Here is a 23288-nt window from a genome sequence, read left to right as displayed (position 1 = left end):
TGTCTTGCTTTCCGGGTTGTCCCGGATCGGAATTTTTTCCGATTGACACGGAAAATCATTATACCTACGATCAAATCCATCCTATTTATCATAATAAATATGACGGATAGGGAAAAAAGCGTTTGACCCCATGAACGATTGCTCCCCGAATGGAGATCAAATTGAATCGTCGTGAAATGTTGAAGCTCGCCGCCGCGGCGTCTCTGCCCGGCTCTCTGTTCACCGCTCGCGACGTGTTCGCGCAAAGCACCGGGGCCATTCAGTTGGCGTGTCCGGTGCCCATGTCGGGGCCGTTCGCTGCCAACGGCAAGTTCGCCGATCTGGGTATGAAGCTCATCGTCGAGCAGTACGGCAAGGTGCTTGGCCGCCCGCTCGCGTACACCACGCTCGATACCGAAGGTAAACCCGCAACGGCGATTCGACGCGTGCAGGAAATCGCGCAGCAGAAGGGCGCTCGCTTCTTCGCTGGCGGCATTCTCTCGTCGGAAGCGCTCGCGATGGGCAAGGAAGTGGAGAAGGCCGGTGGCATCTTCATCACCACGGCCGGGGCCGACGAAATCACCGGCAAGGACTGCAACAACGCCACGTTCCGCTGGTCCGTGCCGACCTTCGGCGCGATTGAGCAGACGGTGCGTCCGCTCATCGAGTCGATGCCGAAGGCCAAGCGCTGGTACACGATCACGCCGCAGTACGTGTTCGGCGAAGGGTTGCTCACCGCCGCGAAGAACATCTTCAAGGAGAAGGGCATCGAGCACGTGGGCAACAGCTATCACTCGCTCACCGAAAAGGAATTCTCGGGCTATCTGACGAACGCCGCTGCCGCGAAGCCCGACGTACTGCTGATCCTGAACTTCGGCTCGCAGTCGTCCGACACGCTGCGTCAGGCCGTGAGCTTCGGCATGAAGAAGAACTGCACGATCCTGATGGCGTGGGCCTCGGGTCTGGAGCAGTTCGAGACGCTCGGCGCGGATCTGTGCGACGGTGTGTACTTCGGCGCGCAGTACTGGCACGCCGTGGCCTCGCCGCTGAACCTCGATCTGGTCAAGTGCACGCAGGACCGCTTCAAGCAAAACCCGAACTACAGTCTTGCCGGCTCGTACATTTGCACCAAGCTCATGCTCGACGGCATGGTCAAGGCGGGGAGCGCCGATCCAAAGGCGGTCATCGCGGCGATGGAAGGCCTGAAGTACGACGGTCTCACCGGGCCGGAAGAGATTCGCAAGGGCGACCATCAGGTGCTCAAGAACTACTACCTGCTCAAGGGCAAGGCGAAGGCGAAGATGAAGAACGCCGACGACTACGCCGACATCGTGAGTGCAGGGAAGTCGTTCCTGCCGCTCGACAAGACCGAGTGCAAGATGGCCTGACGCCGTCCTCACTTCGTCTTACGCTATCTGAAGTCTGTCGCTCGCGGGGACGCATGTCGTCCCCGCATGTGTCGTCTGTGCTGCATCCGCTCGCGAAGCGCTCGCATGCACAAGGTGTTCCAAGTCTGCTCCAAAGCTCTCCGGGACGCGCATGAACGTCTACTTGCTCCAAGTCATCAACGGCGTCGGGATCGGGATGCTGTATTTCCTGCTCGCCGTCGGCCTATCGATCATCTTCGGCCTGCTGCGCTTCGTGAACTTTGCGCACGGTGCCTTCTATCTCCTCGGCGCGTACTTCTGCTATCAGGCATTGCAATGGGGCATGTCGTTCTGGCTCGCCCTCATCGTGTGTCCCATCGTCGTGGGTGCGCTGGCGTGGATTGCCGAGAAAGTCCTGCTCTCGCACATCTACGAGAAAGCGCACGAGTTCCACATTCTCGTGACGGTCGGCCTTGCACTCGTCGTGCAAGAAGCCGTCATCATCATTTGGGGACCGCTGGGCGATAACGTCGCCGTGCCCGAGGTGCTCGACGGCGTGGTGATGTGGGGCAGCTTCATCTATCCGAAGTACCGCCTCTTCCTCATCGGCTTCACCGCCGTGTTCGCCGCCGTGCTCTGGTGGTTGCTGGAAGGCACGCGCCTGGGCAGCGCAGTGCGCGCGGGTAGCGAGTCGTCCGAGATGGTGTCGCTGCTCGGCATCAACGTGTTTCGCGTGTTCAGCCTGGCGTTTGCCCTCGGCGCAGGCACGGCGGCACTCGCAGGTGTACTGGCTGCACCGGTGCGTGGCGTGGAGCCGTTCATGGGCATCGAGGCGCTGGGCATTGCGTTCGTGGTGGTCGTCATCGGCGGCATGGGCAGCTTCGCCGGTGCGCTGGTGGGCGGTCTCGTGATCGGCATTGTGCAGAGTCTGATGAGCACGATCTGGCCGGAAGGCGCGCGTCTCATGATCTACGTGGCGATGGCAGCGGTGCTGCTCATGCGTCCGCACGGCCTGCTCGGGAGGGGATGATGCTCGTACGTTACCGTTTTTGGTGGCTCGCTGCCGCCGTCACGCTGATCCTGCCGGTCGCGCTCTCGTCGGGCACGCTGGCCACCGAAGTGCTGATCTACGCGCTCGCCGTCCTTGGCTGCAACTTGCTGCTGGGCTACACCGGTCTGCTGTCGTTCGGTCAGGGCATCTTCTTCGGGCTGGGCAGCTACACGCTGGGCATCATGCTCACGCGCTGGTCGTTGCCGATGCCCGTGGCCATCGTTGCCTCCATCGTGCTGGGCGCAGCGATTGCGGCCCTCGTCGGCAGCTTCGCCATCCGGCAGAAGGGCACTTACTTCGTGATGCTCACGCTTGCGTGTGCGCAGATGTTCTACTTCTTCGCCTATACCGCGACGGACTGGACCGGCGGTGATAACGGCCTGCTCGATATTCCGCGCAAATCGCTCTCCATCGGCGGCAAGACGCTGATTCCGCTAGAGACGCCGTGGCAGTACTACACCTTCGTCGCGGTCATCTTCCTGATCGTCTTCGCATGGTTGTTGCGCGTGGCGGACTCGGTGTTCGGACGCACGCTGCTGGCCATTCGCGATAACGAAACGCGCGCGGCAGCCATCGGTTACCACGTGAAGACGTTCAAGCTCGTGGCGTTCGCCATCTCCGGCGCGGTGACGGCACTGGCGGGCGCACTGCATGCGCTGATGACGGGCATCGCGCCGCTGTCCAACATCGAGTACCACACCAGCGAGATGATCCTCGTGATGACGGTGATCGGTGGCACGGGCAATCTGTTCGCCTCGGTGCTGGGTGCAGCGTTTTACGTGCTGGCCGCCGACTGGTTGTCGACACTGTGGCCGCGCTGGCTGTTGCTGCTCGGCCTGCTGCTCATCGCGGTGAGTCTGTTCATGCATCGCGGCTTGTGGGGCGTGGGCGAATCGCTGTGGTACCGCATCACGGGCCGCCGCAACTCGTCGAACGGCAAACTGGATACACAGAGTACGCAGGGAGACCCGACATGAGCGACGCTCTCATCGAAGCCTCGGGCATCGTCAAACGGTATGGCAAGTTCACCGCGCTGCACGGCGTCGATCTGCGCGTCGCCCCGCGCACGGTGCACTCCGTGATCGGACCGAACGGCGCGGGCAAGACCACGCTGTTCCACATGCTCACAGGCACCGTGCCGGTCTCGGGCGGGCGCATCATGTTCGACGGACATGACGTCACGACCGAAGCCGATTACCGTCGTGTGCAACGCGGTATCGCCCGCTCGTTTCAGGTGACGGCGCTGTTCCAGAACCTCTCGGTGCGCGAGAACCTGCGTCTGGCAGCATTGGGGGTGACGCCGCGTCAGGCGCTGTCGTCCTGGCGCAAGGCGGACGGCGCGCGCGCTTGCGCGTCCGTGGTGGACGACGTGCTCACGCGGCTCGCGCTCACACGTCATGCCGACACCGCAGCGGGTCTGCTCTCGCACGGGCAGCAGCGACGCCTCGAAGTCGGCATGGCGCTCGCCGCGCGTCCCAAGGCGATTTTTCTGGACGAGCCGACGTCCGGCATGGGCATCGACGATCTCGACGACATGAAGCAACTCATTCGCGGCCTGCGCGACGACCACACGGTCGTGCTGATCGAGCACAACATGAACATCGTGATGGACATCTCCGACACGATCACCGTCATGCAGCAAGGCCGTGTCCTCGTCGAAGGCAAGCCGGATGCGATTCGTGCCGACGACCGCGTGCGCGCCGCCTATCTCGGCAACATGATCACGGGAGGCCGCGCATGATTCTCGACGTCGCAGGCGTTCACAGCTATTACGGCAAGAGCCACATCCTGCAAGGCGTGTCGTTCCAGATCGGCGATGGGGAACTCGTCACGCTGCTGGGGCGCAACGGCGCGGGCAAGTCGACGACCCTTAAGACCGTCGCCGGTGTGGTCACGCCCAAGGCGGGCAGCATCACCTTCATGGGCAAGCCGGTCGCCGGGCAGCCCGCGCACCGCATCGCCGCACGCGGCGTGTGCTTCGTGCCGGAGCATCGCGGCATCTTCAAGCTGCTCACGGTCGAAGAGAATCTGAAGCTCGGCGCGCGACGCGATTCACCGTGGCAACTCGCCGACATTTACCGCATCTTTCCGCGCTTGCAGGAGCGTCGTAAGAACGGGGGCGCGCAACTCTCGGGCGGCGAACAGCAGATGCTCGCCATCGGCCGCGCGCTGATGAATCACCCGCGTCTGCTCATGCTCGACGAACCCGTCGAGGGGCTCGCGCCGGTGATCGTCGAAGAGATCGTGGCGCAGTTGAAGCTCATTAAACAGGCGGGCGTGGCCATCCTGCTCGTCGAACAGAATCTGGAAGTCTGCACGCAGCTCGCCGACCGGCATTACATCGTCGAGCAGGGCGTGATCGTGTATGGCGCGGACAACGCGGCGTTTCTCGCCGACGAGGCCGTCAAGGACCGCTATCTCGGCGTCGGCGTGGCGTAGCCCACCCGACTGGCGTGCCCGCTGGCGTCGATATGCAACTCTCAAGGACAGGAAAACATGGAACGTCTCGATCAACCGGCTGCCGCAGTGCGCATTGACGGTGCGCGTCTGTGGGACAGTCTCATGAAACTCGCGCAGATCGGCGCGACCGAGAAGGGCGGCGTGTGCCGTCTCGCGCTCACGGACCTCGACCGTCAGGGTCGCGATCTGTTCGTGACCTGGGCGAAGGAGATCGGCTGCACGGTGCGCATCGACGCCATCGGCAACATCTTCGCGCGCCGCGCCGGACGCAACGACGCGCTGCCGCCCGTCATGACCGGCAGCCACATCGACACGCAGCCGACCGGCGGCAAGTTCGACGGCAATTACGGCGTGCTGGCTGGCCTCGAAGTGCTGCGCACGCTCAACGACAATCACATCGTGACGCAAGCGCCGCTCGAAGTTGCCGTCTGGACGAATGAGGAAGGTTCTCGCTTCGTACCGGTGATGATGGGCTCAGGCGTCTATGCGGGCGCGTTCACACTCGAACACGCGCTGGCGCAGAAGGATCGCGACGGTGTGAGCGTCGCCGAAGCACTGGGCGGCATCGGATATGCGGGCAAGTCATCCGCCGTTGGGAAGACGGGCGACGTGGGCGCGTATTTCGAAGCGCACATCGAACAAGGCCCGGTACTCGAAGCCCATGGGAAGACCATCGGCGTAGTGCAGGGCGCGCTCGGCCAGCGCTGGTACGACGTCACCATCACAGGCATGGAAGCACACGCGGGCCCGACGCCGATGGAACTGCGTCGCGACGCACTGCTGGCGGCTGCACAGCTAATTCAAGCCGTGAACCGCATCGCTTGCGAACACGCGCCGCACGCGCGCGGCACGGTGGGCTGGGTCGACAACTATCCGAACTCACGCAACGTCATTCCGGGTCGCGTGAAGCTCTCTGTCGACTTGCGTGCGGCGGACGACGCCACGCTCGACGCCCTCAACGCGAAGCTGCGCGCCGAGTGTACTGCGCTGAGTGCGAAGGGCATCGACGTCGCCATCGAGCAGGTCGTGTACTTCCCGCCGCAGCCGTTCGCACCGGAACTGGTCGACGCCATTCGCACCGGCGCACAAACGCTCGGCTATTCGTCGATGGACGCCATCAGCGGTGCAGGGCACGACGCGGTGTATCTCGCCCGCGTTGCCCCGACGGCGATGATCTTCGTGCCGTGCAAGGACGGCATCAGCCACAACGAAATCGAAGACGCCGATCCGGCGCACCTCGAAGCCGGTTGCAACGTGCTGCTGCAAGCGATGCTGCAACGCGCCGGAGGTGCTGCATGAAGGTCATGATCGCGCGGATGAATCACGAGACGAATACGTTCTCGCCGGTGCCCACGCCGCTCGAAGCCTTCGGCAACGAAGGGCCGACATTCGATGCCGACGCCTATCGCGACAACAAGGACATGCGCACGGCGATGTCTGCGTTCATCGATCTGGCGGAAGCGGCAGGTGCGCAGATGGTGACGCCCGTCTCCGCGAGTGCGAATCCCAGCGGTCCGGTGGCGGCGAGCGCGTATGACGAACTGTGCCGACGCATCGTGGCCGCGGCCACCGGTGTCGACGCGATTCTGCTCGATCTGCATGGCGCGATGGTCGCGGAAAACAGCGACGATGGCGAAGGCGATCTGCTCGCGCGTGTACGGGCCGCTGCGCCCGACACGCCGATTGCCGTGGCGCTCGATCTGCACGCGAACGTCACGCCGAAGATCGTGGCGAACGCCGACATCGTCGTCGGCTTCAAGACTTATCCGCACGTCGATATGTACGAGACGGGCGAACATGCCGGACGTCTGCTGTTCGAGATGCTGGCAGGCAAGCGTCGCCCGAAGGTCGTGTGGCAACAGCCGCCGCTAATGGTGCACTCGCTGCGCAGCACGAGTCATGGTGGCGCGATGAAGCGTGCACTGGACGCCGCGCGCCGCGCCGAAGCCGAGGAGGGCATCCTGGCGGTGTCGGTGTTCTCGGGCTTTTCGCTCGCCGACATTCCTGCGCCGTGCATCAGCGTGGTGGTGACGGCCGAGCAAGGTGAGGATGGTGGCGACGGTGTCGCGCGCGCGCAAGCCGTCGCCAATCGCATCGCAGCGCAGGCGTGGGACGAGCGTGACGGCTTCGTCTATCGCAGCGCACCCCTCGCGGATTCGATTGCCGAGGCAAAACGACTGGCGCAGGGCGCGGACAAGCCGGTGCTGCTGCTCGATCACAGCGATAACTGCATGTCGGGCGGCACGTGCGACACGATGGACGTGCTCGAAGCTGCGTTGGCAGGCGGGCTGACGGGCATCGGTGTCGGCCCGTTGTGCGATCCCGAGGCGGTGGCGACGTTGATTGCCGCAGGCGAGGGCGCAGAGGTCACGCTGGCGCTAGGCAACAAGCGTGCGTTGACGCAGTTGGGCATCACCAAGACACCGCCGGTGCTCACTGGCGTCGTGCGCAAGATCAGCGACGGTGAGTATGTCGTGACGGGGCCGACGTACACGGGCCAGCGTTGCTACATGGGGCGCACGGTGCTGTTCGACATCGGCGCGGCGCGCATCGTGGTGACGGAGCGCACGCACGAACCGTGGGATCACGGTGTGTTCACGTGCGTGGGGCTCGATCCGCGCAGCGAACGCTTTCTGCTGCTGAAGTCGCGTATGTACTGTCGGCCGGTCTTCGTGCCGATTTCCGCCGGACTGGTCGAGTGCGACAGCAACGGCGTGACGAGTTCGAACTACAGCCTGTTCCCGTTCTCGCGCGTGAATCGTCCGGTGTATCCGCTGGACGGGGAAGTGAAGTTCGAGGTGTAAGCGATGGACGGCGAGCGTCCCGTCGCTCGCCACCTGTCAAGGTTGTCAGGTGTTTTGTGCGAAATCGCGTCCTAAGCTGAGACGTCGAGCCGCGTGCGGCGGCTCTCGTCCTTCGGTCGATTCGTCAGGACTTCGCTATGAATACCGACATCGTCATCGTCGATGCCGTTCGTACGGCCATCGGCGAATTCGGCGGGGCGTTGCGCGAGCATCCGCCAGCCGATCTGGGCAGCGCTGTCGTGCGCGCGCTACTGGCCCGTACCGGTGTCTCGGGCGACACCATCGATCAGGTCATCTTCGGGAACGTTCATCAGACGTCCGCAGGCGATATGTACCTCGCGCGGCGTGTCGCACTCGGTGGCGGCGTCGCACCTCGCGCCGGTGCGCTGACCGTCAATCGCCTCTGCGGCTCGGGACTCGAATCCGTCCTCCTTGCGGCACAGTTCATCGATTCGGGGGAAGCAGAGACGGCTATCGGTGGCGGTGCCGAGACGATGAGTCTCGCGCCCTACATGCTGCCCGCCCACCGCTTCGGCTCGCGTCCCGGCGACGTCGTTGCCGTCGATACGTTGATGGGCGGTCTCACCGATCCGATGATCGGCGTCCACATGGGGGAGTTGGGCGAACGCGTGGCCGCGTCGCGCGATATCGGCCGCGCCGAACAGGATGCCATTGCACTTGCTTCGCATCAACGCGCCGCGCACGCCATCGAGGCGGGCTACTTCGACGCGCAGGTCGTCCCACTCGACATTGGCACCGCACGCAAGCCCGCCACTTTCTCGCGAGACGAGCGTGTAAGAGCCACGCCCTGCGCAGACGATTTCGTGCATCTCAAGCCGGTGTTTCGCCGTGACGGCGGCACGATCACGGCGGCGAATGCATCGGGCATCAGCGACGGCGCGTGCGCCGTGCTGCTGACGTCCACCCGCAACGCTCAGACACGGAGGCTGCGACCGCTCGCGCGTCTCGTCGCTCATGCACGGGTCGGTGTGCCACCTGAGGAGATGGGGTTCGGTCCGGTCGTCGCGACGCGCGAGGTCCTCAAGCGGGCAGATCTGCATATCGGGCAGATAGGCGTCATCGAAGTGAATGAGGCGTTTGCGTCCGTCGTCGGCGCATTTCTCAAGGAGCTGTCGCTCGACGCGTCGCGCGTCAATCCGAACGGCGGCGCGATTGCGCTGGGCCATCCCGTCGGCGCGACCGGTGCAATCCTCGTGACTAAGGCGGCCTACGAATTGCAGCGCACCGGCGCACGCTACGCGCTCGTCACGACGTGCATTGGCGGCGGGCAGGGGATGGCGGTGATTTTGGAGCGGGTGTAAGCGCGCTCGATATTCGGGCGGCAACAAAAAAGGCGACGCGGAATTTCCTCGTCGCCTTTTTCACATCTCTCGCATTTCGCGTCTATTTGCGTCGATTTGCGCTTACTCGTCGAGCACCTTATTGCCGGTCTCTTCGAACATCGACACGGCGATGAGCGACACGATCACGCAGGCGATCATGTACCACGCCGGGGCCATCTTGTTGCCCGTCACACGAATCAGCCAGCCCGCGACGAGCTGCGCCGTGCCGCCGAACACCGACACCGAGATCGCATACGCACTCGACATGTAACCCGCACGCAGATGCTTCGGGAAGTTCTCCGGCATCAACGCATACGCCGGGGCCGAACCCATCGTGTAGCAGAGCATCAGCACGATCAGCGCCGCCAGCACCACCGGCAGCGACGGGTAGTTGATCATCACCCAGAATGCCGGGTACAGCAGAACGATCAGCGCCACGCGGCCGAACATCGTCAGCGGCTTGCGCTTGCCCATCTTGTCCGACCACGCGCCGTAGATCGGGCACATCACCAACGAGATCGTGCTGGCAGCTACGCCCGCGAGCATCGACATCTTCGGCGGCAGACCCAGGTACTGAATGCAGTACGTCGGCATGTAGTACATCATCACGTACGTCGACACGGACATCCCCGCAATCGAGAAGATCGTGAGGAACCAGTTGCGCACATACAGGCCACGCTTGGGATCGTCGCGACCGGCCACCGCCTTAGCCTTCGGCGGCTCTTCCTGAATGTGACGACGCAGGTAGATACCGACCGGTGCGATCAGCGTGCCGAGCAGGAACGGAATGCGCCAGCCCCAGCTATGCATGGTGTCGTCCGAGAGCAGGAAGCCGAGGCTCGCCGTCAGACCCGAGCCGAGCAAGGCGGCCGCGCCCTGACTTGCCAACTGCCAGCTTGCGCGGAAGCCACGGCTCTTCGCGCCGCCCACTTCCAGCAGCGTGGCCGTCGCCGCACCGAACTCACCGCCCTGCGCGAACCCTTGCAGCAAACGTGCGCTCACGATCAGCAGCGGTGCCGCGAGACCGATCTGCGCATACGTTGGCGCAAGACCAATGGCCGCCGAGCCGAGCGCCATCAACAGGATGGTCAGCGTCAGCGCAGGCTTGCGGCCTGCGCGGTCGGCATAGCGTCCAAGCACGATGCCACCCAGCGGGCGCATCACGAAGCCCACCGCGAACACAGCGAACGCGAGCAGCGACGACGTGATGGGGTCGTCCGCCGGGAAGAACTGCTTGCCGATCGTCAGCGCAAAGTAGCTGTAGACCGTGAAGTCGAAGAACTCCAGCAGGTTGCCGATGACGGCAGCGAAGACGATCTTGCGTTGCTGTGCGGGCGACATCTGCACTGCCGATGACGACGATGCGCCGTCACCTTGAAACGATTGCGATTGCGTTGCGATGCTCATGCGCGGTCCTTGGCAAGAAAGCGTTCCACCAGACGCGTCCAGAAGGCGGCACCGATGGTCAGATTGTCGTCGTTGAAGTCGTACTTGGCGTTGTGCAGCATCGGCTTGCCTTCACCGTTACCCAGGCGAATGAAGCAACCCGGCACCTTTTGCAGGTAGTACGCGAAGTCCTCGCTGCCAGCGATGGGCGGGAACGGCGAAATGATGTGCTCCGCGCCGACCAGTTCTTCGGCCACGCTGCGGGCAAATTCCGTTTCCGCTTCGCTGTTCACCAGCACCGGATAGCCACGGATGTACTCGATGTCGGCGCTCGCACCGAAGCCTTCGGTATGCGACTTCACCAGCGCGCAGATGCGCTCTTCGAGCGTCGCGCGCACCTTCGCCGAAAACGAGCGCACGCTCAGCTCCATCGTGGCGTCTTCCGGAATGACGTTCGGCGCGAATCCGGCATGGAACGTACCGACGGTCACGACCGCCGCTTCCGTCGGATCGATGCTGCGCGACACCACGGTTTGCAGCGCCATCACGAGACCGCTGCCAATCACCACCGGGTCGATGGCCAGATGCGGACGCGCCGCATGGCCGCCACGGCCGTGGATACGAATCTTGACGGTGTCGCACGCAGCCATCAGCGGACCGGCGCGAAAACCGAACGTGCCCGTGGCCACGCCCGGGTGGTTATGCAGACCGAAGATCGCTTCGCACGGGAAGCGCTCGAACAGGCCGTCGGCAATCATCTGCTCGGCACCGCTGTTCGAACCGGCTTCTTCCGCCGGTTGGAAAATCAGATGAACGGTGCCGTCGAAGTTGCGCGTCTTGGCGAGATGTTGGGCTGCGCCGAGCAACACTGTCGTGTGACCGTCGTGGCCGCAGGCGTGCATCTTGCCTTCGTGCACGCTGGCGTACGCGAGGCCCGTCTGTTCGTGAATCGGCAGTGCATCCATGTCGGCGCGCACACCGACCGTGCGACCGCTCGTGCCCGCAGTGAGCGAGGCCACCACGCCGTGACCGCCGACGTTACGCGTGACCGTGTAACCCCAGCTTTCCAGCTTCTGCGCCACGTAACGCGACGTGTCGACTTCCTCGTAGGACAGCTCGGGGTGTTGGTGGATATGGTGACGAATGTCGGCCAACTGCTCACGCGCGTCGGCCAGATCGCTCACCTCGCAATAGCGAATCTCGCTCATCGGGGGCTCCTCTCTAGTTTTTGATTAACGCGGAGTATTGCACCGACGAAATTCCCCACCGATGACCCCTGGTAAGCCAAAATGTTGCCCTCAAGGCAACAATGCTTGAAGCGACGATATACGCCGGATGTCGGTATCGGTAAGCAAAACCATTGAAAATTCAATAGGTTGTCGCTGGCTCCGCACAGGCAGGCTGCCACCTTGGCGGTCGTTGCCTGCGCCATGCGCCAGACAGCGCATCCGCTCGAACGCGACAGTGAAACAAACATGAACAACGAATCGTGGATGGACGACATTGGTGAGCGTCCGCTCAAATATCTCGCCGAGATCGCCGCGACGGGCGGCGTACGGATGGCGGCCGAGGCGCTCAGCGTGAATCCGTCCGTCGTCAGCCGACAGATCGCGGCGCTGGAGCGACGGTTGCGATTTCCGCTCATCGAGCGGCGCGGGCGCAATGTGATCGTCACCGAAATCGGTCAGGTGCTCATCGACTATTACCGCGACGGCCAGCGGCGTCAGCGTGACCTGTCGGCGCGACTGGAGGAGTATCGGCATCTGAAACGAGGACGCGTCGCCATCGGTGTGGGCGAAGGGTTTATCGGACGCCTGATCGCGCAGGCGTTGCAGCGCTTTTCGATGAGCTATCCGGACATCCTCGTGGAAATCCGCTCCGGCCCCACACCCGCCGTGCTCTCGCTGGTGCGCGACGATGTGGTCGACATCGGCCTGTGCGCCCGCTCGGACGACGACCCCGCCATGCGCATTCATCCGTTCGCCGCCAAGGCGTTGTGTGCCGTCGTAGCACCCACGCATCGCTTCGCAAAAATGGAGCGCGTGCCGCCCTCGGAACTGGTGCACGAGCGGCTCATCTTCATGACCGAAGCGCACGGCGTGCAGCACTTCGTGCACTCGGTGCTCGACACCGCGCGCCTGAACGTGACACCCGCATATCGCGTCGATCTGTTCAATACCGCGCAAACGCTGGCCGCCGCCGGTCTGGGTGTCGCCTTCATGTCGGCCATCACCGCGCGGCGCGGCATCGAACTCGGCGAGCTGGTCGCGGTGCCCATCGACCATCCGATTGCCGCCGGTTTCTCCAGTCAGATGATGACCCGCGTGGGACGCCGCCTCTCGCCTGCGGCCGACCATCTATGGAAACAACTCGCGCAGAGTCTCGCGAACCGATGAATTGAAGCGGCTTCGGCGATGATCGGAGACGGCTTGGGTCCGGCGTCGGGAACGACGCCGTAGATGGCGTATGATCGGCCGAATGTTGGACCTGTTGGCTAAGCCCGCCCGATCAATTCATGACGACTGACTCTAACCAACCCGCCCACCGGCGACTCCGCGCGCGCTTTGTCGCGATTTCCTGGCGAGATCTCGCCGTCTCCTTCGGCCCTGTCGTGCTCATCGCGATTGCGGCCATCTGGCTCGCTGTCTGGCTCGTGCAACCGGCCCCGCCGCGCACCGTCACGCTGAGCGCCGGACCGGAAGGCAGTTCGTTCTGGACCGCAGCGCAACGTTACAAGACCATCCTCGCGCGCGATGGCATCACGCTGAATGTGCTGACCTCCGAAGGCTCGCGTCAGAACGTCGAGCGTCTGGCAGACGACAAGCAGAATGTCGACCTCGGCCTCGTGCAGGGCGGCGTGTCGCAGGGCCTCGATACCGAGGGCCTGGTCTCGCTCGGCAGCATGTTCTACGCGCCGATCTCCGTCTTCTATCGTGGCGATCGCGTAACGAAGCTCTCCGACTTCACGGGCAAGCGCATCGCCATCGGACGCGAAGGCAGCGGGGCACGTGCGCTGTCGCTCACCCTGCTCAAGGCGAACGGCATCGAGCCCGGCGGCCCGACCAAGCTCACCGCTTACGACGGGCAGGAAGCCGCGCAAGCGCTGATCGACGGACGTGTCGATGCCGCGATGCTCACCGGCGACACCGCCACCGGCCCCACGATGGGCAAGCTGATTCGCACGCCCGGCGTGCGGCTGATGGACTTCGCGCAGGCCGACGCCTACACGCGCCGCTTCACCTATCTGAATCAGTTGACGCTGCCGCGCGGGGTCTTCGATCTCGGCCGCAATTTACCGGCGCAGCCGGTGCACGTCATCAGCCCGACGGTCGAGCTCGTCGCGCGCGAAAGTCTGCATCCGGCGCTCTCCGATCTGCTCATCGAAGCAGCGCGCGAGGTCCACGGCAAGGCCAACCTGCTGCAACGCGCAGGGGAATTTCCGTCCGCGCAGGTGCACGAGTTCCCGATTTCCGACGACGCCGCGCGTTACTACAAGTCGGGCAAGGGATTCCTGTACCGGCATCTGCCGTTCTGGATTGCAAGCCTCGCGGATCGGATCGTCGTGCTGCTCGTGCCGATCATCGTGGTGCTGATTCCGGCGTTCCGGCTGGTGCCGTCGCTGTATAGCTGGCGTGTGAAGTCGCGGTTGTATCGCTGGTACGGTGCGCTCATCGCACTGGAGCGCGAGGCGCTGGCCGACGATGCTCACACGGAATACAAGAACCTGCGGCACCGGCTCGACGCCGTCGAAGCCGCCGTCAACCGGCTGAAAATTCCGCTCGCTTATGCCGATCAGTTCTACGTGCTTCGTGAACACATCGGCTTCGTTCGCGCACGGCTCGACGCAATGAATGCCGAACCGGGCGCGTCGGATGCGTCAGGCGTGGCAGGGCGCGACGTCGTCCGGCAAGCCGGTGGCGTGCAGCCGCAAGCGGATGATCCGGCAGGTGACGGAGCAACGGAGAAGACGTCGAAAGAGGCGTGAGCATCATCTCAAAGAATGACTTATGCAACGCATAATCTGCACAAGCTTTTCTTATAACAAGTAGCGGCGCAAACTGCCGACAGTCACGGGCCGGAAGACCGGCCCGTTGTGAATTCCAACGCTACTGGTTCTTTCGTATGTCGTCGTCCCGTCCCGCCCATTCCTGCCGCCCGTCGTCGTCGACGGCCTCCGTCTCACCGGCATCGGTCGAATCGCGATGCGTGGGCACCGAACTCGCGCGCTGCGCTTGCAACGTGCGTCCGGTGCGAGACGACGATCTGCCCGCCATCACGGCCATCTACGCCCATCACGTGCTCACCGGGTCCGCGTCGTTCGAAGAGGTGCCGCCCGACGAAGCGGAGATGCGCGCACGCTGCGCGAAGGTTCGCGACGCAGGCCTGCCGTATCTCGTGGCGGAACATGAGGGCAGGGTGCTCGGCTATGCGTACGCCACGCATTACCGTCCGCGCTCGGCGTATCGCTTCACGCTGGAAGACTCGGTGTACATCGCCGCCGACGCCATCGGACAAGGGGTCGGACGCGCGTTATTGCTCACACTCATCGCGCGGTGCGAAGGTGGTCCGTGGCGACAACTGATTGCCAATGTCGGCGACAGCGGCAACCGGGCGTCGCTCGCGCTGCACGCCGCATGCGGTTTCGAGCACGCGGGCACACTCAAATCGGTCGGTTTCAAATTCGGCCGTTGGGTTGACACCGTCCTGATGCAGCGCCCGCTCAACGCCGGGGATACTTCGCTGCCGGAATAAGGCAGACCGTCAAAACGGCATCAAAATGACATCAAAACGGCGAAGCCCGATCGAGTTCCTTGTAGTGCCGGAAGATGCCTGTGGTGTTGAACGCGGTGCGTCGCGACGACTTCAGATAGGCCGCGACAAGCGGCTCGCGAGCGACGGCGTCGCGCACTGACTGACAGCGCGGGAACGCCTTCGCAAATCCCGACATGGCGCGGGGAAACGCGTAGTACAACCCCTCGATCACCTGAAATAGCGACAGATCGGCATACGACAGCGCGCCTTCGCTGAGCCATCCCCCTGCGTTCGGATTGTTCGCCAGCACGCGCTCGAAGTACCCGAAGAATTTGGGCAGACGGTATTCGATCAGATCCGCCGTGCGCTTGCGTGCCTCCGCCTTCTGATTGCTGTAATAGAGACGACTGGCGATGGGATGATGACCGTCGTGCACCTCCGCGACGAGATCGGCCAGCGTCAACTGCAACTGATTGACCCAGCGCCGAGCGCGTGGCGATTCGCCGACAAGGCCCAGCAACGGTCCGAGATACGCGAGGATGTTCGCCGTCTGTCCGATCAGTTCGTCCCCGGAGGGGTGCCGGACGCGAAGAAAAGGCGGCGCGAAAGGGGGATCCGTGCAGGCCGGATCGTCCATCGTGTGGAGCAGACCGTCCATGCCCTGACCCGGGCCGTCCTCCTGAACGATCTCGACATACGGCGTGCCGCTGGCCTCGAAGGCGAGGCGGACAAACTCGCCGCGCCCTTGCAGGCCCGGCCAATAGAACAGCTCGAAGGTCATGCACCCTCCTCAGGCTCAGGAAGCGCCCGGCTGCATCTCCACGCGATTCTTGCCCTGTTGCTTGGCGCGATAAAGCGCCAGATCCGCCGACTCGATCAACGAGGTCGACGCCATGTGCGTGCGCGGCACCAGCGCCGCGCCGCCGAGACTGATCGTCACGTGTCGTCCGTTGGCGGACCCCACGTGCGGAATTGCCATCGCTTCGATCTGCGCGCGCACCTTCTCGGCAATCGCCGCCGCGCCGGCCGCCGACGTATTCGGCAGCACCATCACGAACTCCTCGCCGCCGAAACGCGCCGCAAGATCGGCCGGACGCGCCGCCGCTTCTGCGATGGTGCGTGCCACGCGGCGCAACACGTCGTCGCCCGCAATGTGGCCGTAGGTGTCGTTGTATATCTTGAAGTTGTCGACGTCGATCATCAGCAGCGCCATCTCGCGTTGCTCACGCAAGGCGCGACGCCACTCCGCACCGAAGTACTCGTCGAAGTAACGACGGTTCGCCAGCCCGGTGAGACCGTCGGAATGCGTCAGACGCTGCAACTCCAGATTCGTCTCCAGCAGTTGTTGCTGACTCTCACGCAGTGCCCGGTACGCTTCGTCGCGCTGCAGCAGGTTCATGTACGAGCGCGAGTGGTAGCGAATGCGGGCAACCAGCTCGATGGTGTCGGGCAGCTTGACCAGATAGTCGTTCGCTCCCGCCGCGAACGCCTCCCGCTTGACCGTCGGCTCTTCCTTCGTCGAGAGCACGATGATCGGAATATCGCGCGTGAGCGGGCTCCCGCGGTACTGTCGCACCAGCGACAAACCATCGGTGCCCGGCATCACAAGATCCTGGAGGATGACGGTCGGACGCGTCTGTTCGGCAACACGCAGCGCTTCTTCCGGATTCGCGCAATAGTGAAAATCGATGTTCGCTTCGCCGGTCAGCGCGCGGCGAATCGCTTCGCCCACCATCGCCTGATCGTCGACGAGCAATACCATCGCCGACGATTCGCTCAGGCTGCTTTCTGTGCCGATGGGCGGCGTGCCCGGTTTGGGTTGGCGCGGGGTTGTCGTCATCGTTATTCGTCCCTCTGTTCTTGTCCCACAGTCATACGGTGCCGAACAGCGTCACCAATTGTGGCGCGATGATGTTCAGCGGCAGGATTTGCGACGCGGCACCGGCTTCGGCCGCCGCCTTGGGCATGCCGTACACCGCGCTCGTCGCGCGATCCTGCGCGATGGTCATGAAGCCCTGCGTGCGCATGGCACCCAGCCCTGCTGCACCGTCGCGGCCCATCCCCGTCAGAAGCACGCCGACCGCGCGCGAGCGCCAGTTCTCGGCCACACTGCGCAGGAAGACGTCGATGGACGGACGATACACCGCATCCCTGGGTTCGTCGGTATACACGCAGCGACCGCTGGCGTCCACCCGCAGGTGACGGTTTCCCCCCGCGAGCAGCACCGCGCCCGCCATGGGACGCTCGCCCGCCTCCACCAGCCGTACGGAAAGCGGTGTCTGCTGATCGAGCCACGCCGCCATACCGGGTGCGAAAGCGTCGTCCACATGCTGTACGACGATCACACCCGCCGCGAAGTTCGCAGGCAGGCGTCCGAGCAGCGTCGCCAGCGCAGCCGGGCCGCCTGCCGACGCGCCAATGGCCACCAACGCGTCCGTCTCGGGCACGGCGCGCGGCACCACGACCGTCTGCGGTATGCGGGCGTCGGCCTGCTGGGCTGCCACCGCCTCGATCTTCGCGAGCAACGACGAGGCCGGACGCGCCAGCTCCGCCGCCCCCAACACAGGCGTATCGACGGCATCGACCGCACCGGCGCCCATCGCATCGAACACGAGGCTCGCGTGATGGCCGACATCCGACGTCACGATCAGAATCGGGCACGGTGTGCGCCGCATGATCTCGCGCGTCGCCGCCACGCCGTCCATGACCGGCATGACGAGATCCATCAGCACGAGGTCGGGTGGCACGGGCGCGCACATCTGTACGGCTTGCGCGCCGTCGTGCGCCACCCACGCCACTTCCAGGCCCGGACGCTGCGCGAGCGTGCGGCGCAACGCCTCCACCGCGATGGCCGAATCGTTCACGATGCCGATTTTCATGACCCCGACTCCCCGATGAGATCCACGACAGCACGCAGCAGCGCATCGTCATGGAAGCTGCCTTTCGCGAGGTAATAATCGGCACCCGCATCGAGTCCGCGCTTCCGATCTTCCTCACGATCCTTGTATGAAACGATCATGACGGGCAATTCCGCCGTGCGCGGGTCGCGTTTGATCAGGGTCACCAGCTCGATGCCGTCCATGCGTGGCATGTCGACGTCGGTGATCACCATGTCGAACGTTTCGCTGCGCACTGCGTTCCAGCCATCCATTCCGTCGATGGCGACACTCACGTCGTAGCCGCGCGCGGCGAGCAGCTTGCGCTCAAGCTCGCGCACGGTGAGCGAGTCGTCCACCACCAGCAAACGTTTGCGGCCGCGTCCGCTGGTCTGGGCGGCGCGCATCGGCAAACGCTCCAACGAACCCATTTCCACGGCCTTCGCGATCGAGCGCACCAGATCCGCCGTATCGATGATGAGCAGCGGCGAGCCGTCCTCCGTCAGCGCCCCGGCGGCGATGTTGGGCAACTTGCCGAGCCGCGCATCGAGCGGTTGCACGACGAGCATACGCTCGCCGAGGAATTTGTCGACGGCCAGCCCGTAGCGCGCCTCGCCCTCGCCAAACACCACGACCGGCTGATCGCCGGAAGTACCCGTCGGTTCGGTGCCGCACAACACCTGTTGCGCGCTCACGAGTCCGATCTGTTTGCCGTCCAGCGTGAAATGCGGACGCCCCTCGAGCATGTCGATGTCTTCTTGCGGCAGCGCCAGCGTGCGCGACAGGCTGGCGAGCGGCAACGCGTACGGCTCGCCCGCAATCTCGACGAGCAGACTGCGCACCACCGACAGCGTGAGCGGCAGTTGCAGGATGAACTTCGTACCACGCCCGGGGGTGTACTCGATGCGCACCGTGCCCCGCACCATCGCAACCATCGCGCGCACCGCATCAAGGCCGACACCGCGCCCGGACACATCCGTGACCGTGTCGCGCAACGTGAAGCCCGGCAGCATCAGGAATTCGAGCAACTCGTTGTCGTCGAGATGACGAGCCGTCTCAGGCGCGACGAGCCCGCGCTTGACCACCGCCTCGCGCACACGTTCGATGTCGATACCTGCGCCATCGTCGGACACGCTCACGAGCAGAAGCCCCGCGCTATGACGAGCGCTGAGCGTGATGACGCCCTCGGCAGGTTTGCCTGCCGCCGCACGCACTTCGGGACGCTCCAGCCCGTGGTCAACGGCATTGCGCAGCAAATGCCCCAGCGGCGCTTCGAGCTGGTCGAGAATATCGCGGTCGACCTGCGTATCCGCGCCACGAATCTCCAGCCGCGCCGGTTTGCCTAGCGAGCGGCCCAGATCTCGCACCATGCGGGCGAACCCGCCAAGGCGGTCGTCGATGGGTCGCATGCGGCATGCGAGCGCCTCGTCGTACAGACGTTGCGACAGTTGCGTCGAGCGCCGGTCGAAGTCGTCCAGTTCGTGAATCTGTTCGGCCAGCAACTGCCCCCCGACACCGAGCGCGCGTCGCAGATCTGCAAGCGCCGAGAGCAACAACTGGCGGTCTTCGTCGGAGCGGTCGGCCACTTGCGCGAACGCCGAACTCACGCGGTCGAGCGCGTCGCCCGCGTCGTGCTGATGACGTTTCAGCCGTTGCAACGATTGCGCGAACGGTTGCGACCAGCGCGATGCCACCAACGCCTCGCTCGACAGGCGCAGAAGCCGGTCGAGGTTGTCGGCGGAGACGCGCAAGGCACGCGACGCGCCGTCGCCGGTGTCAGCGTGTACGCCCCGCTCGGTGGTGTATGTGTCGCGTGCGTCACGTGTGTCGCGTGTGTCGCGTGTGTCGGGAGACGTCGGCGGCACCGCGTGCTCCATAACACGCGGGAGTGCGAGACTGTCCTGCACGTGAGCGTCGTCGGACACAAGCACTTCTTCCGAGATGCGCGGGATGTCCGAGGTGTCCGAGGTGTATGAGAGAGGCGCTTCGGTATTCGCAGCGTCGCTCTGCCCCGTCTCCATGCCATAGCTCGCGTAATCGAATGCCGTGAGTTCGCCGGAGGCACGGGGTGCCTGCGACGCATCGCCCGTCAATGCCGCGAGCTCGTTGGCGAACGACGAGACGAACCCGTCGATCTCTGCCTTGCCCGCGCCTTGCGCCCAGTTCGGATCGCGCCCCGGCGGGTGCGCGAGTCGCATGAGCAGATCGACACCTTGCAACAGGCGATCGATGATCGACACGTTGAGCACAAGCACACCGTGCTGAGCCGCGACGAAAGCGTCCTCCAGCACATGAGCGAGCGAGACACCGGCCTCGACGCCGACGATGCGCGCCGCCCCCTTGAGCGAATGCGCAGCGCGCATGCATGCTTCGAGTCGTGCTGCATCGGTGGGCGCGCGTTCGAGCGCCAGCAAGCCGTCGCCGAGGACTTGCGCCTGCGTCTCCGTCTCCATGCGGAACAGGTCGAGCAGTGTGGCGTTCTGCAGATCGTCGCTCATGCGAGGCTCCGGTCGAACGCCGCGCCAATGCGCAGCGGATCCAGCACACCGACGATGTGGTCGCGCCACGGCAGCACGGCGACGGCAAAGCCGTTCGACGCACCCAGCGCCGTCGCAGGCACTGCACCCATGGATGCGCGTGCAGGCGTCACCGTGCCGTGCACTTCCGTCACAGGAAACGCGCTCAGATGATGCCCATGACGCAACGCCAGCAGTCGCGCCGTACTTGCACGCAGGCTGTTCGTCTGCGGTGTTTGTGTTTGCGGTGCGGACTGCACGCCGAGCAGCTCGCCGAGAGACAGACACGGCACGAGTGCGCCGCGCAGGTTGACGAGCCCCAGCAACGCCCGTTGCCGATGGCCCGGGACGGAATGCCAGCCGCGCATAGGCGCGACTTCTTCGATGGCGGATGCGGGCAGGGCGAGCCATTCGTCCGCCAGCCGGAAAAGCAGCAGCGACGAGCCGCGCTCGCTCTCCTGCCCGCCGGGGATGGCGCGCCACGGCGCCGGGTCCACCGGCACCACCGGCAGACGGTCGAGCAATTCCGCCGCCTGTCGATGCAACGTGTTGCCGTTCGCTTGCGACGGCTGCCTGGACTGCGTCGCGTTCGCAGCGGCTGGCGAAGAAGGTTTGCGCTCACCGGACACGGGACCGGTCTCAGGCGCGGATTCGCGGTAGGTCATCGATGTCGGTTCCCGTGGCGATGCGTCTGATCATGCGATTCGGTGGTCGTGTGCGAAGTCGTGCCCGCACGTTCGGTACGTTCAGTACGTTCGGCGCGCTCCAGCAAACGTCGTGCGCCAGCGTTGTCGCCGCGCGCATCGAGCAGCGCGGCGCAATGCACCAGCGCTTCATAATGCCCCGGCTCCAGATAGAGCGCGCGACGGTAATGGATGAGCGCGCCCTGTGCGTCGCCCCGTGCATCTTCGACCAGTCCAAGCAGATACTCGGCCTGCGCATTGGCCCGGTCAACAGCCAGCACCGCACGGCACAGCGCCACCGCGCCCACGAAGTCGCCAGCGTCAGCAGCGATTTGCGCCTGCGTCAGCTGCACGGCGATGTCCGTTCGGGCGCTGGCGTCAACGTGCTGAAAAACGCCTGGGCGCGCTGAATCGGGCGGTGGCGTGACCGACCCTACGGGCGTCATCGACGCAAACGTGCGCGAGGGGCCTGCACCGGTCGAACGCGGGCGCGAGGACGGCGCTTGCGCGGGTGACGCTCGCACGTGCTGCACGTTCGAAATGTGCGAAATGTGCGGTAACGCAACGCGATGCTGCGCCACGGCGTCGAGAGTACTCACTGGCGGCGCGGGTCGGAAGGTGTCGAGCTTGCCCGTCGGCCGCGACAGGCCCGCTGCCGACGTCTGCATATCCCGCACCGGCCCCGCCACGCGGAACGAAAACGCCTGCACGTGCCCCGTCGGTGCCAGCCCGTTGCTGGTCAGCGTTCCCCCCTCGGCCGGTCCGGCGAAGAGCGTCGCCCCCATACGCATGAGTTGTTCGAGCGCAGCGATGGCACGACGTTGTCCGTCGCGGTCGAAGTAGATCAGCACGTTACGGAAGAACACGTAATCGAACGTGCCCAGCCGGTCGACGAGCGACGGATCGAACAGATTGCCCGAGTGCCAGCGCACCTGCGTACGCAGCGCACCGATCACACGAAAGTTCTCGTCTTCCGACGTGAAGTAGCGATCCCGGAACAGCATCGTGCCCGGCGGGCCGCGAAACGAATTGCGTCCGTAGAGTCCCTCGCGCGCAACGGCCAGCGCGCGTTCGCTGATGTCGAGCGCGTCGATGGTGAAGTCGTTCGCGCCGAGGCCCGCGTCGAACATCGTCATCGCCATCGAGTACGGTTCCTCGCCGGTGGAGCACGGCAAGCTCAACAGTCGCAGCGCCTGCCCTTCGCGCGCGGTGCCCCGACGTGATTCGCGCTCCTCCTGGACCATCTGCGTGAGCGCGGTGAAAGCATCGCGATGCCGGAAGAACCATGTCTCAGGCACCACCACTGTCTCGATAAGCGCCTGCAATTCCTGCGGCGATTGCTGCAAGCGCTGCCAGTAACGCGAGTACGGCGGCGCGTCTTGCATGTCCGGCGACAGGGCGGAAAGGGCGGCAAGACGCACGCGTATCGCACGTTCGATGGCGTTCGCGCCGAGGGTCTCGGCGTCCAGTCCCATCGTGTCGTACAGCAAGCGTTCGATGTCTCGCACGTGGCTCATGACGACGCCTCCGTTGCGTTCGCCGCACCCGCATTACGCGCGTCATCCGCGCCCTCTGCCTCATCTGCCAGCACGTCCGTCGCCGCATCGAACAGCATGGCGCGCGCTTCGGCCGTCAGCAACTGGTCGACGCGCACCCACTGCACGAGTCCATCGTCGGTATCGAGCACCGGGCCGAGATAGCGGCCTTCGGGGAGGTTGACGCCGCTTGTCTGAAACGCCGCCGGATCGGCACGCAAGGTATCGGTCGCGCGCTCGACGAGCACACCCAGACGCCGGGCGTTCGGGCCGGGTGCGGGGTAGTGCACAAGCACCAGGCGCGTGGAGCGCCGCGCAGGCGCATCACGCCCCGTCGCGAGCCGCGTCAGATCGATCACCGGCACGGACTCGCCACGATAGCTGAACGCACCCGCCACCCATGCCGGTGCGGCGGGCAGACGCTTGAGCGCCAGCCACGGCAGCACCTCGGCGACGTGGCCCGCTTCGATGACGTAGTGATCGGTCGCGATGGCGAAACGCAGGAACAACATGGCGGTGTCCGCGAAAGAAACGGC

The 23288-nt window shown here is 64.6% G+C and carries 20 protein-coding genes; 11 read left to right on the top strand and 9 right to left on the bottom strand.

Annotated features, from left to right (window positions below; translation table 11 throughout):
• Nucleotides 1-161: 161 nt before the first annotated feature.
• The 8 genes from NA29_RS00580 to NA29_RS00545 all read left to right on the top strand — a co-directional run bounded on the left by NA29_RS00580 (nucleotide 162) and on the right by NA29_RS00545 (nucleotide 8983).
• On the top strand, nucleotides 162-1367 hold the full coding sequence (locus NA29_RS00580) for an ABC transporter substrate-binding protein (protein WP_039401890.1): 1206 nt from the start codon (nucleotides 162-164) through the stop codon (nucleotides 1365-1367).
• Nucleotides 1368-1518: 151 nt separating this feature from the next.
• Nucleotides 1519-2376: a branched-chain amino acid ABC transporter permease gene (locus tag NA29_RS00575; RefSeq protein WP_039394534.1), complete on the top strand. Its 858-nt coding sequence runs from the start codon at nucleotides 1519-1521 to the stop codon at nucleotides 2374-2376.
• Complete coding sequence (locus tag NA29_RS00570) at nucleotides 2376-3374, top strand: branched-chain amino acid ABC transporter permease (RefSeq protein WP_039401888.1); 999 nt, start codon at nucleotides 2376-2378, stop codon at nucleotides 3372-3374. Before NA29_RS00575 ends, NA29_RS00570 begins: the two co-directional genes overlap by 1 nt.
• Complete coding sequence (locus NA29_RS00565; RefSeq protein WP_039394533.1) at nucleotides 3371-4138, top strand: ABC transporter ATP-binding protein; 768 nt, start codon at nucleotides 3371-3373, stop codon at nucleotides 4136-4138. Before NA29_RS00570 ends, NA29_RS00565 begins: the two co-directional genes overlap by 4 nt.
• Complete coding sequence (locus tag NA29_RS00560) at nucleotides 4135-4836, top strand: ABC transporter ATP-binding protein (RefSeq protein ID WP_039394529.1); 702 nt, start codon at nucleotides 4135-4137, stop codon at nucleotides 4834-4836. Before NA29_RS00565 ends, NA29_RS00560 begins: the two co-directional genes overlap by 4 nt.
• 57 nt (nucleotides 4837-4893) lie before the next feature.
• Complete coding sequence (locus NA29_RS00555) at nucleotides 4894-6156, top strand: Zn-dependent hydrolase (protein WP_039394526.1); 1263 nt, start codon at nucleotides 4894-4896, stop codon at nucleotides 6154-6156.
• Nucleotides 6153-7661, top strand: coding sequence for a M81 family metallopeptidase (locus NA29_RS00550; RefSeq protein ID WP_039394523.1), 1509 nt, complete (start codon nucleotides 6153-6155; stop codon nucleotides 7659-7661). The genes NA29_RS00555 and NA29_RS00550 overlap by 4 nt, the downstream gene beginning before the upstream one ends.
• A gap of 137 nt (nucleotides 7662-7798) precedes the next feature.
• Nucleotides 7799-8983 carry an acetyl-CoA C-acyltransferase gene (locus NA29_RS00545; RefSeq protein WP_039394520.1) on the top strand — a complete coding sequence of 395 codons (1185 nt, stop codon included), beginning with the start codon at nucleotides 7799-7801 and terminating at the stop codon, nucleotides 8981-8983.
• Nucleotides 8984-9085: 102 nt separating this feature from the next.
• Here the strand turns inward: NA29_RS00545 and NA29_RS00540 are convergent, their stop codons facing one another.
• Nucleotides 9086-10411, bottom strand: a complete 1326-nt coding sequence (locus tag NA29_RS00540) for an MFS transporter (protein WP_052252419.1) — start codon at nucleotides 10409-10411, stop codon at nucleotides 9086-9088.
• Nucleotides 10408-11598, bottom strand: coding sequence for a M20 aminoacylase family protein (locus NA29_RS00535; protein WP_039394517.1), 1191 nt, complete (start codon nucleotides 11596-11598; stop codon nucleotides 10408-10410). The genes NA29_RS00540 and NA29_RS00535 overlap by 4 nt, the downstream gene beginning before the upstream one ends.
• A 267-nt stretch (nucleotides 11599-11865) precedes the next feature.
• Here NA29_RS00535 and NA29_RS00530 point away from each other — a divergent pair, with 267 nt between their 5' ends.
• From NA29_RS00530 to NA29_RS00520, 3 genes are all read left to right on the top strand, one after another.
• Nucleotides 11866-12786, top strand: coding sequence for a LysR family transcriptional regulator (locus NA29_RS00530; RefSeq protein ID WP_039394514.1), 921 nt, complete (start codon nucleotides 11866-11868; stop codon nucleotides 12784-12786).
• 119 nt (nucleotides 12787-12905) lie between these two features.
• Entirely contained in the window at nucleotides 12906-14375 is a 1470-nt protein-coding gene (locus NA29_RS00525) for a TAXI family TRAP transporter solute-binding subunit (RefSeq protein WP_224786744.1), read from the top strand.
• 137 nt (nucleotides 14376-14512) lie between these two features.
• Nucleotides 14513-15142, top strand: a complete 630-nt coding sequence (locus tag NA29_RS00520; RefSeq protein WP_084103324.1) for a GNAT family N-acetyltransferase — start codon at nucleotides 14513-14515, stop codon at nucleotides 15140-15142.
• Between the two features lie 31 nt (nucleotides 15143-15173).
• Here NA29_RS00520 and NA29_RS00515 read toward each other — a convergent pair whose 3' ends face one another.
• The 7 genes from NA29_RS00515 to NA29_RS00485 are packed head-to-tail and all read right to left on the bottom strand — an operon-like array spanning nucleotide 15174 to nucleotide 23264.
• Nucleotides 15174-15923: a glutathione S-transferase gene (locus NA29_RS00515; RefSeq protein WP_039394508.1), complete on the bottom strand. Its 750-nt coding sequence runs from the start codon at nucleotides 15921-15923 to the stop codon at nucleotides 15174-15176.
• Between the two features lie 15 nt (nucleotides 15924-15938).
• Nucleotides 15939-16982, bottom strand: a complete 1044-nt coding sequence (locus NA29_RS00510; protein WP_084103322.1) for a diguanylate cyclase — start codon at nucleotides 16980-16982, stop codon at nucleotides 15939-15941.
• A gap of 31 nt (nucleotides 16983-17013) precedes the next feature.
• Nucleotides 17014-18021, bottom strand: a complete 1008-nt coding sequence (locus NA29_RS00505) for a chemotaxis response regulator protein-glutamate methylesterase (RefSeq protein ID WP_039394506.1) — start codon at nucleotides 18019-18021, stop codon at nucleotides 17014-17016.
• Entirely contained in the window at nucleotides 18018-20516 is a 2499-nt protein-coding gene (locus tag NA29_RS00500; RefSeq protein ID WP_039394503.1) for a hybrid sensor histidine kinase/response regulator, read from the bottom strand. The genes NA29_RS00505 and NA29_RS00500 overlap by 4 nt, the downstream gene beginning before the upstream one ends.
• Complete coding sequence (locus NA29_RS00495; RefSeq protein ID WP_052252418.1) at nucleotides 20513-21199, bottom strand: chemotaxis protein CheW; 687 nt, start codon at nucleotides 21197-21199, stop codon at nucleotides 20513-20515. The genes NA29_RS00500 and NA29_RS00495 overlap by 4 nt, the downstream gene beginning before the upstream one ends.
• Complete coding sequence (locus tag NA29_RS00490; RefSeq protein ID WP_052252417.1) at nucleotides 21196-22734, bottom strand: CheR family methyltransferase; 1539 nt, start codon at nucleotides 22732-22734, stop codon at nucleotides 21196-21198. Before NA29_RS00490 ends, NA29_RS00495 begins: the two co-directional genes overlap by 4 nt.
• A complete protein-coding gene (locus NA29_RS00485) occupies nucleotides 22731-23264 on the bottom strand; it encodes a chemotaxis protein CheW (protein ID WP_052252416.1) in 534 nt (177 codons plus the stop codon). Before NA29_RS00485 ends, NA29_RS00490 begins: the two co-directional genes overlap by 4 nt.
• Between the last annotated feature and the right edge of the window lie 24 nt (nucleotides 23265-23288).

The organism is Pandoraea sputorum (assembly GCF_000814845.2).
In the GTDB taxonomy this organism is placed as follows: domain Bacteria; phylum Pseudomonadota; class Gammaproteobacteria; order Burkholderiales; family Burkholderiaceae; genus Pandoraea; species Pandoraea sputorum.
This window is presented reverse-complemented; position numbering and strand designations above follow the sequence as displayed.

What these genes read in the sequence shown, in the direction of transcription:
- NA29_RS00575 (WP_039394534.1), top strand. Translation starts at nt 1,519, where the DNA reads ATGAACGTCTACTTGCTCCAAGTCATCAACGGCGTCGGGATCGGGATG.
- NA29_RS00570 (WP_039401888.1), top strand. Translation starts at nt 2,376, where the DNA reads ATGCTCGTACGTTACCGTTTTTGGTGGCTCGCTGCCGCCGTCACGCTG.
- NA29_RS00565 (WP_039394533.1), top strand. Translation starts at nt 3,371, where the DNA reads ATGAGCGACGCTCTCATCGAAGCCTCGGGCATCGTCAAACGGTATGGC.
- NA29_RS00560 (WP_039394529.1), top strand. Translation starts at nt 4,135, where the DNA reads ATGATTCTCGACGTCGCAGGCGTTCACAGCTATTACGGCAAGAGCCAC.
- NA29_RS00555 (WP_039394526.1), top strand. Translation starts at nt 4,894, where the DNA reads ATGGAACGTCTCGATCAACCGGCTGCCGCAGTGCGCATTGACGGTGCG.
- NA29_RS00550 (WP_039394523.1), top strand. Translation starts at nt 6,153, where the DNA reads ATGAAGGTCATGATCGCGCGGATGAATCACGAGACGAATACGTTCTCG.
- NA29_RS00545 (WP_039394520.1), top strand. Translation starts at nt 7,799, where the DNA reads ATGAATACCGACATCGTCATCGTCGATGCCGTTCGTACGGCCATCGGC.
- NA29_RS00540 (WP_052252419.1), bottom strand. Translation starts at nt 10,411, where the DNA reads ATGAGCATCGCAACGCAATCGCAATCGTTTCAAGGTGACGGCGCATCG.
- NA29_RS00535 (WP_039394517.1), bottom strand. Translation starts at nt 11,598, where the DNA reads ATGAGCGAGATTCGCTATTGCGAGGTGAGCGATCTGGCCGACGCGCGT.
- NA29_RS00530 (WP_039394514.1), top strand. Translation starts at nt 11,866, where the DNA reads ATGAACAACGAATCGTGGATGGACGACATTGGTGAGCGTCCGCTCAAA.
- NA29_RS00525 (WP_224786744.1), top strand. Translation starts at nt 12,906, where the DNA reads ATGACGACTGACTCTAACCAACCCGCCCACCGGCGACTCCGCGCGCGC.
- NA29_RS00520 (WP_084103324.1), top strand. Translation starts at nt 14,513, where the DNA reads ATGTCGTCGTCCCGTCCCGCCCATTCCTGCCGCCCGTCGTCGTCGACG.
- NA29_RS00515 (WP_039394508.1), bottom strand. Translation starts at nt 15,923, where the DNA reads ATGACCTTCGAGCTGTTCTATTGGCCGGGCCTGCAAGGGCGCGGCGAG.
- NA29_RS00510 (WP_084103322.1), bottom strand. Translation starts at nt 16,982, where the DNA reads ATGACGACAACCCCGCGCCAACCCAAACCGGGCACGCCGCCCATCGGC.
- NA29_RS00505 (WP_039394506.1), bottom strand. Translation starts at nt 18,021, where the DNA reads ATGAAAATCGGCATCGTGAACGATTCGGCCATCGCGGTGGAGGCGTTG.
- NA29_RS00500 (WP_039394503.1), bottom strand. Translation starts at nt 20,516, where the DNA reads ATGAGCGACGATCTGCAGAACGCCACACTGCTCGACCTGTTCCGCATG.
- NA29_RS00495 (WP_052252418.1), bottom strand. Translation starts at nt 21,199, where the DNA reads ATGACCTACCGCGAATCCGCGCCTGAGACCGGTCCCGTGTCCGGTGAG.
- NA29_RS00490 (WP_052252417.1), bottom strand. Translation starts at nt 22,734, where the DNA reads ATGAGCCACGTGCGAGACATCGAACGCTTGCTGTACGACACGATGGGA.
- NA29_RS00485 (WP_052252416.1), bottom strand. Translation starts at nt 23,264, where the DNA reads ATGTTGTTCCTGCGTTTCGCCATCGCGACCGATCACTACGTCATCGAA.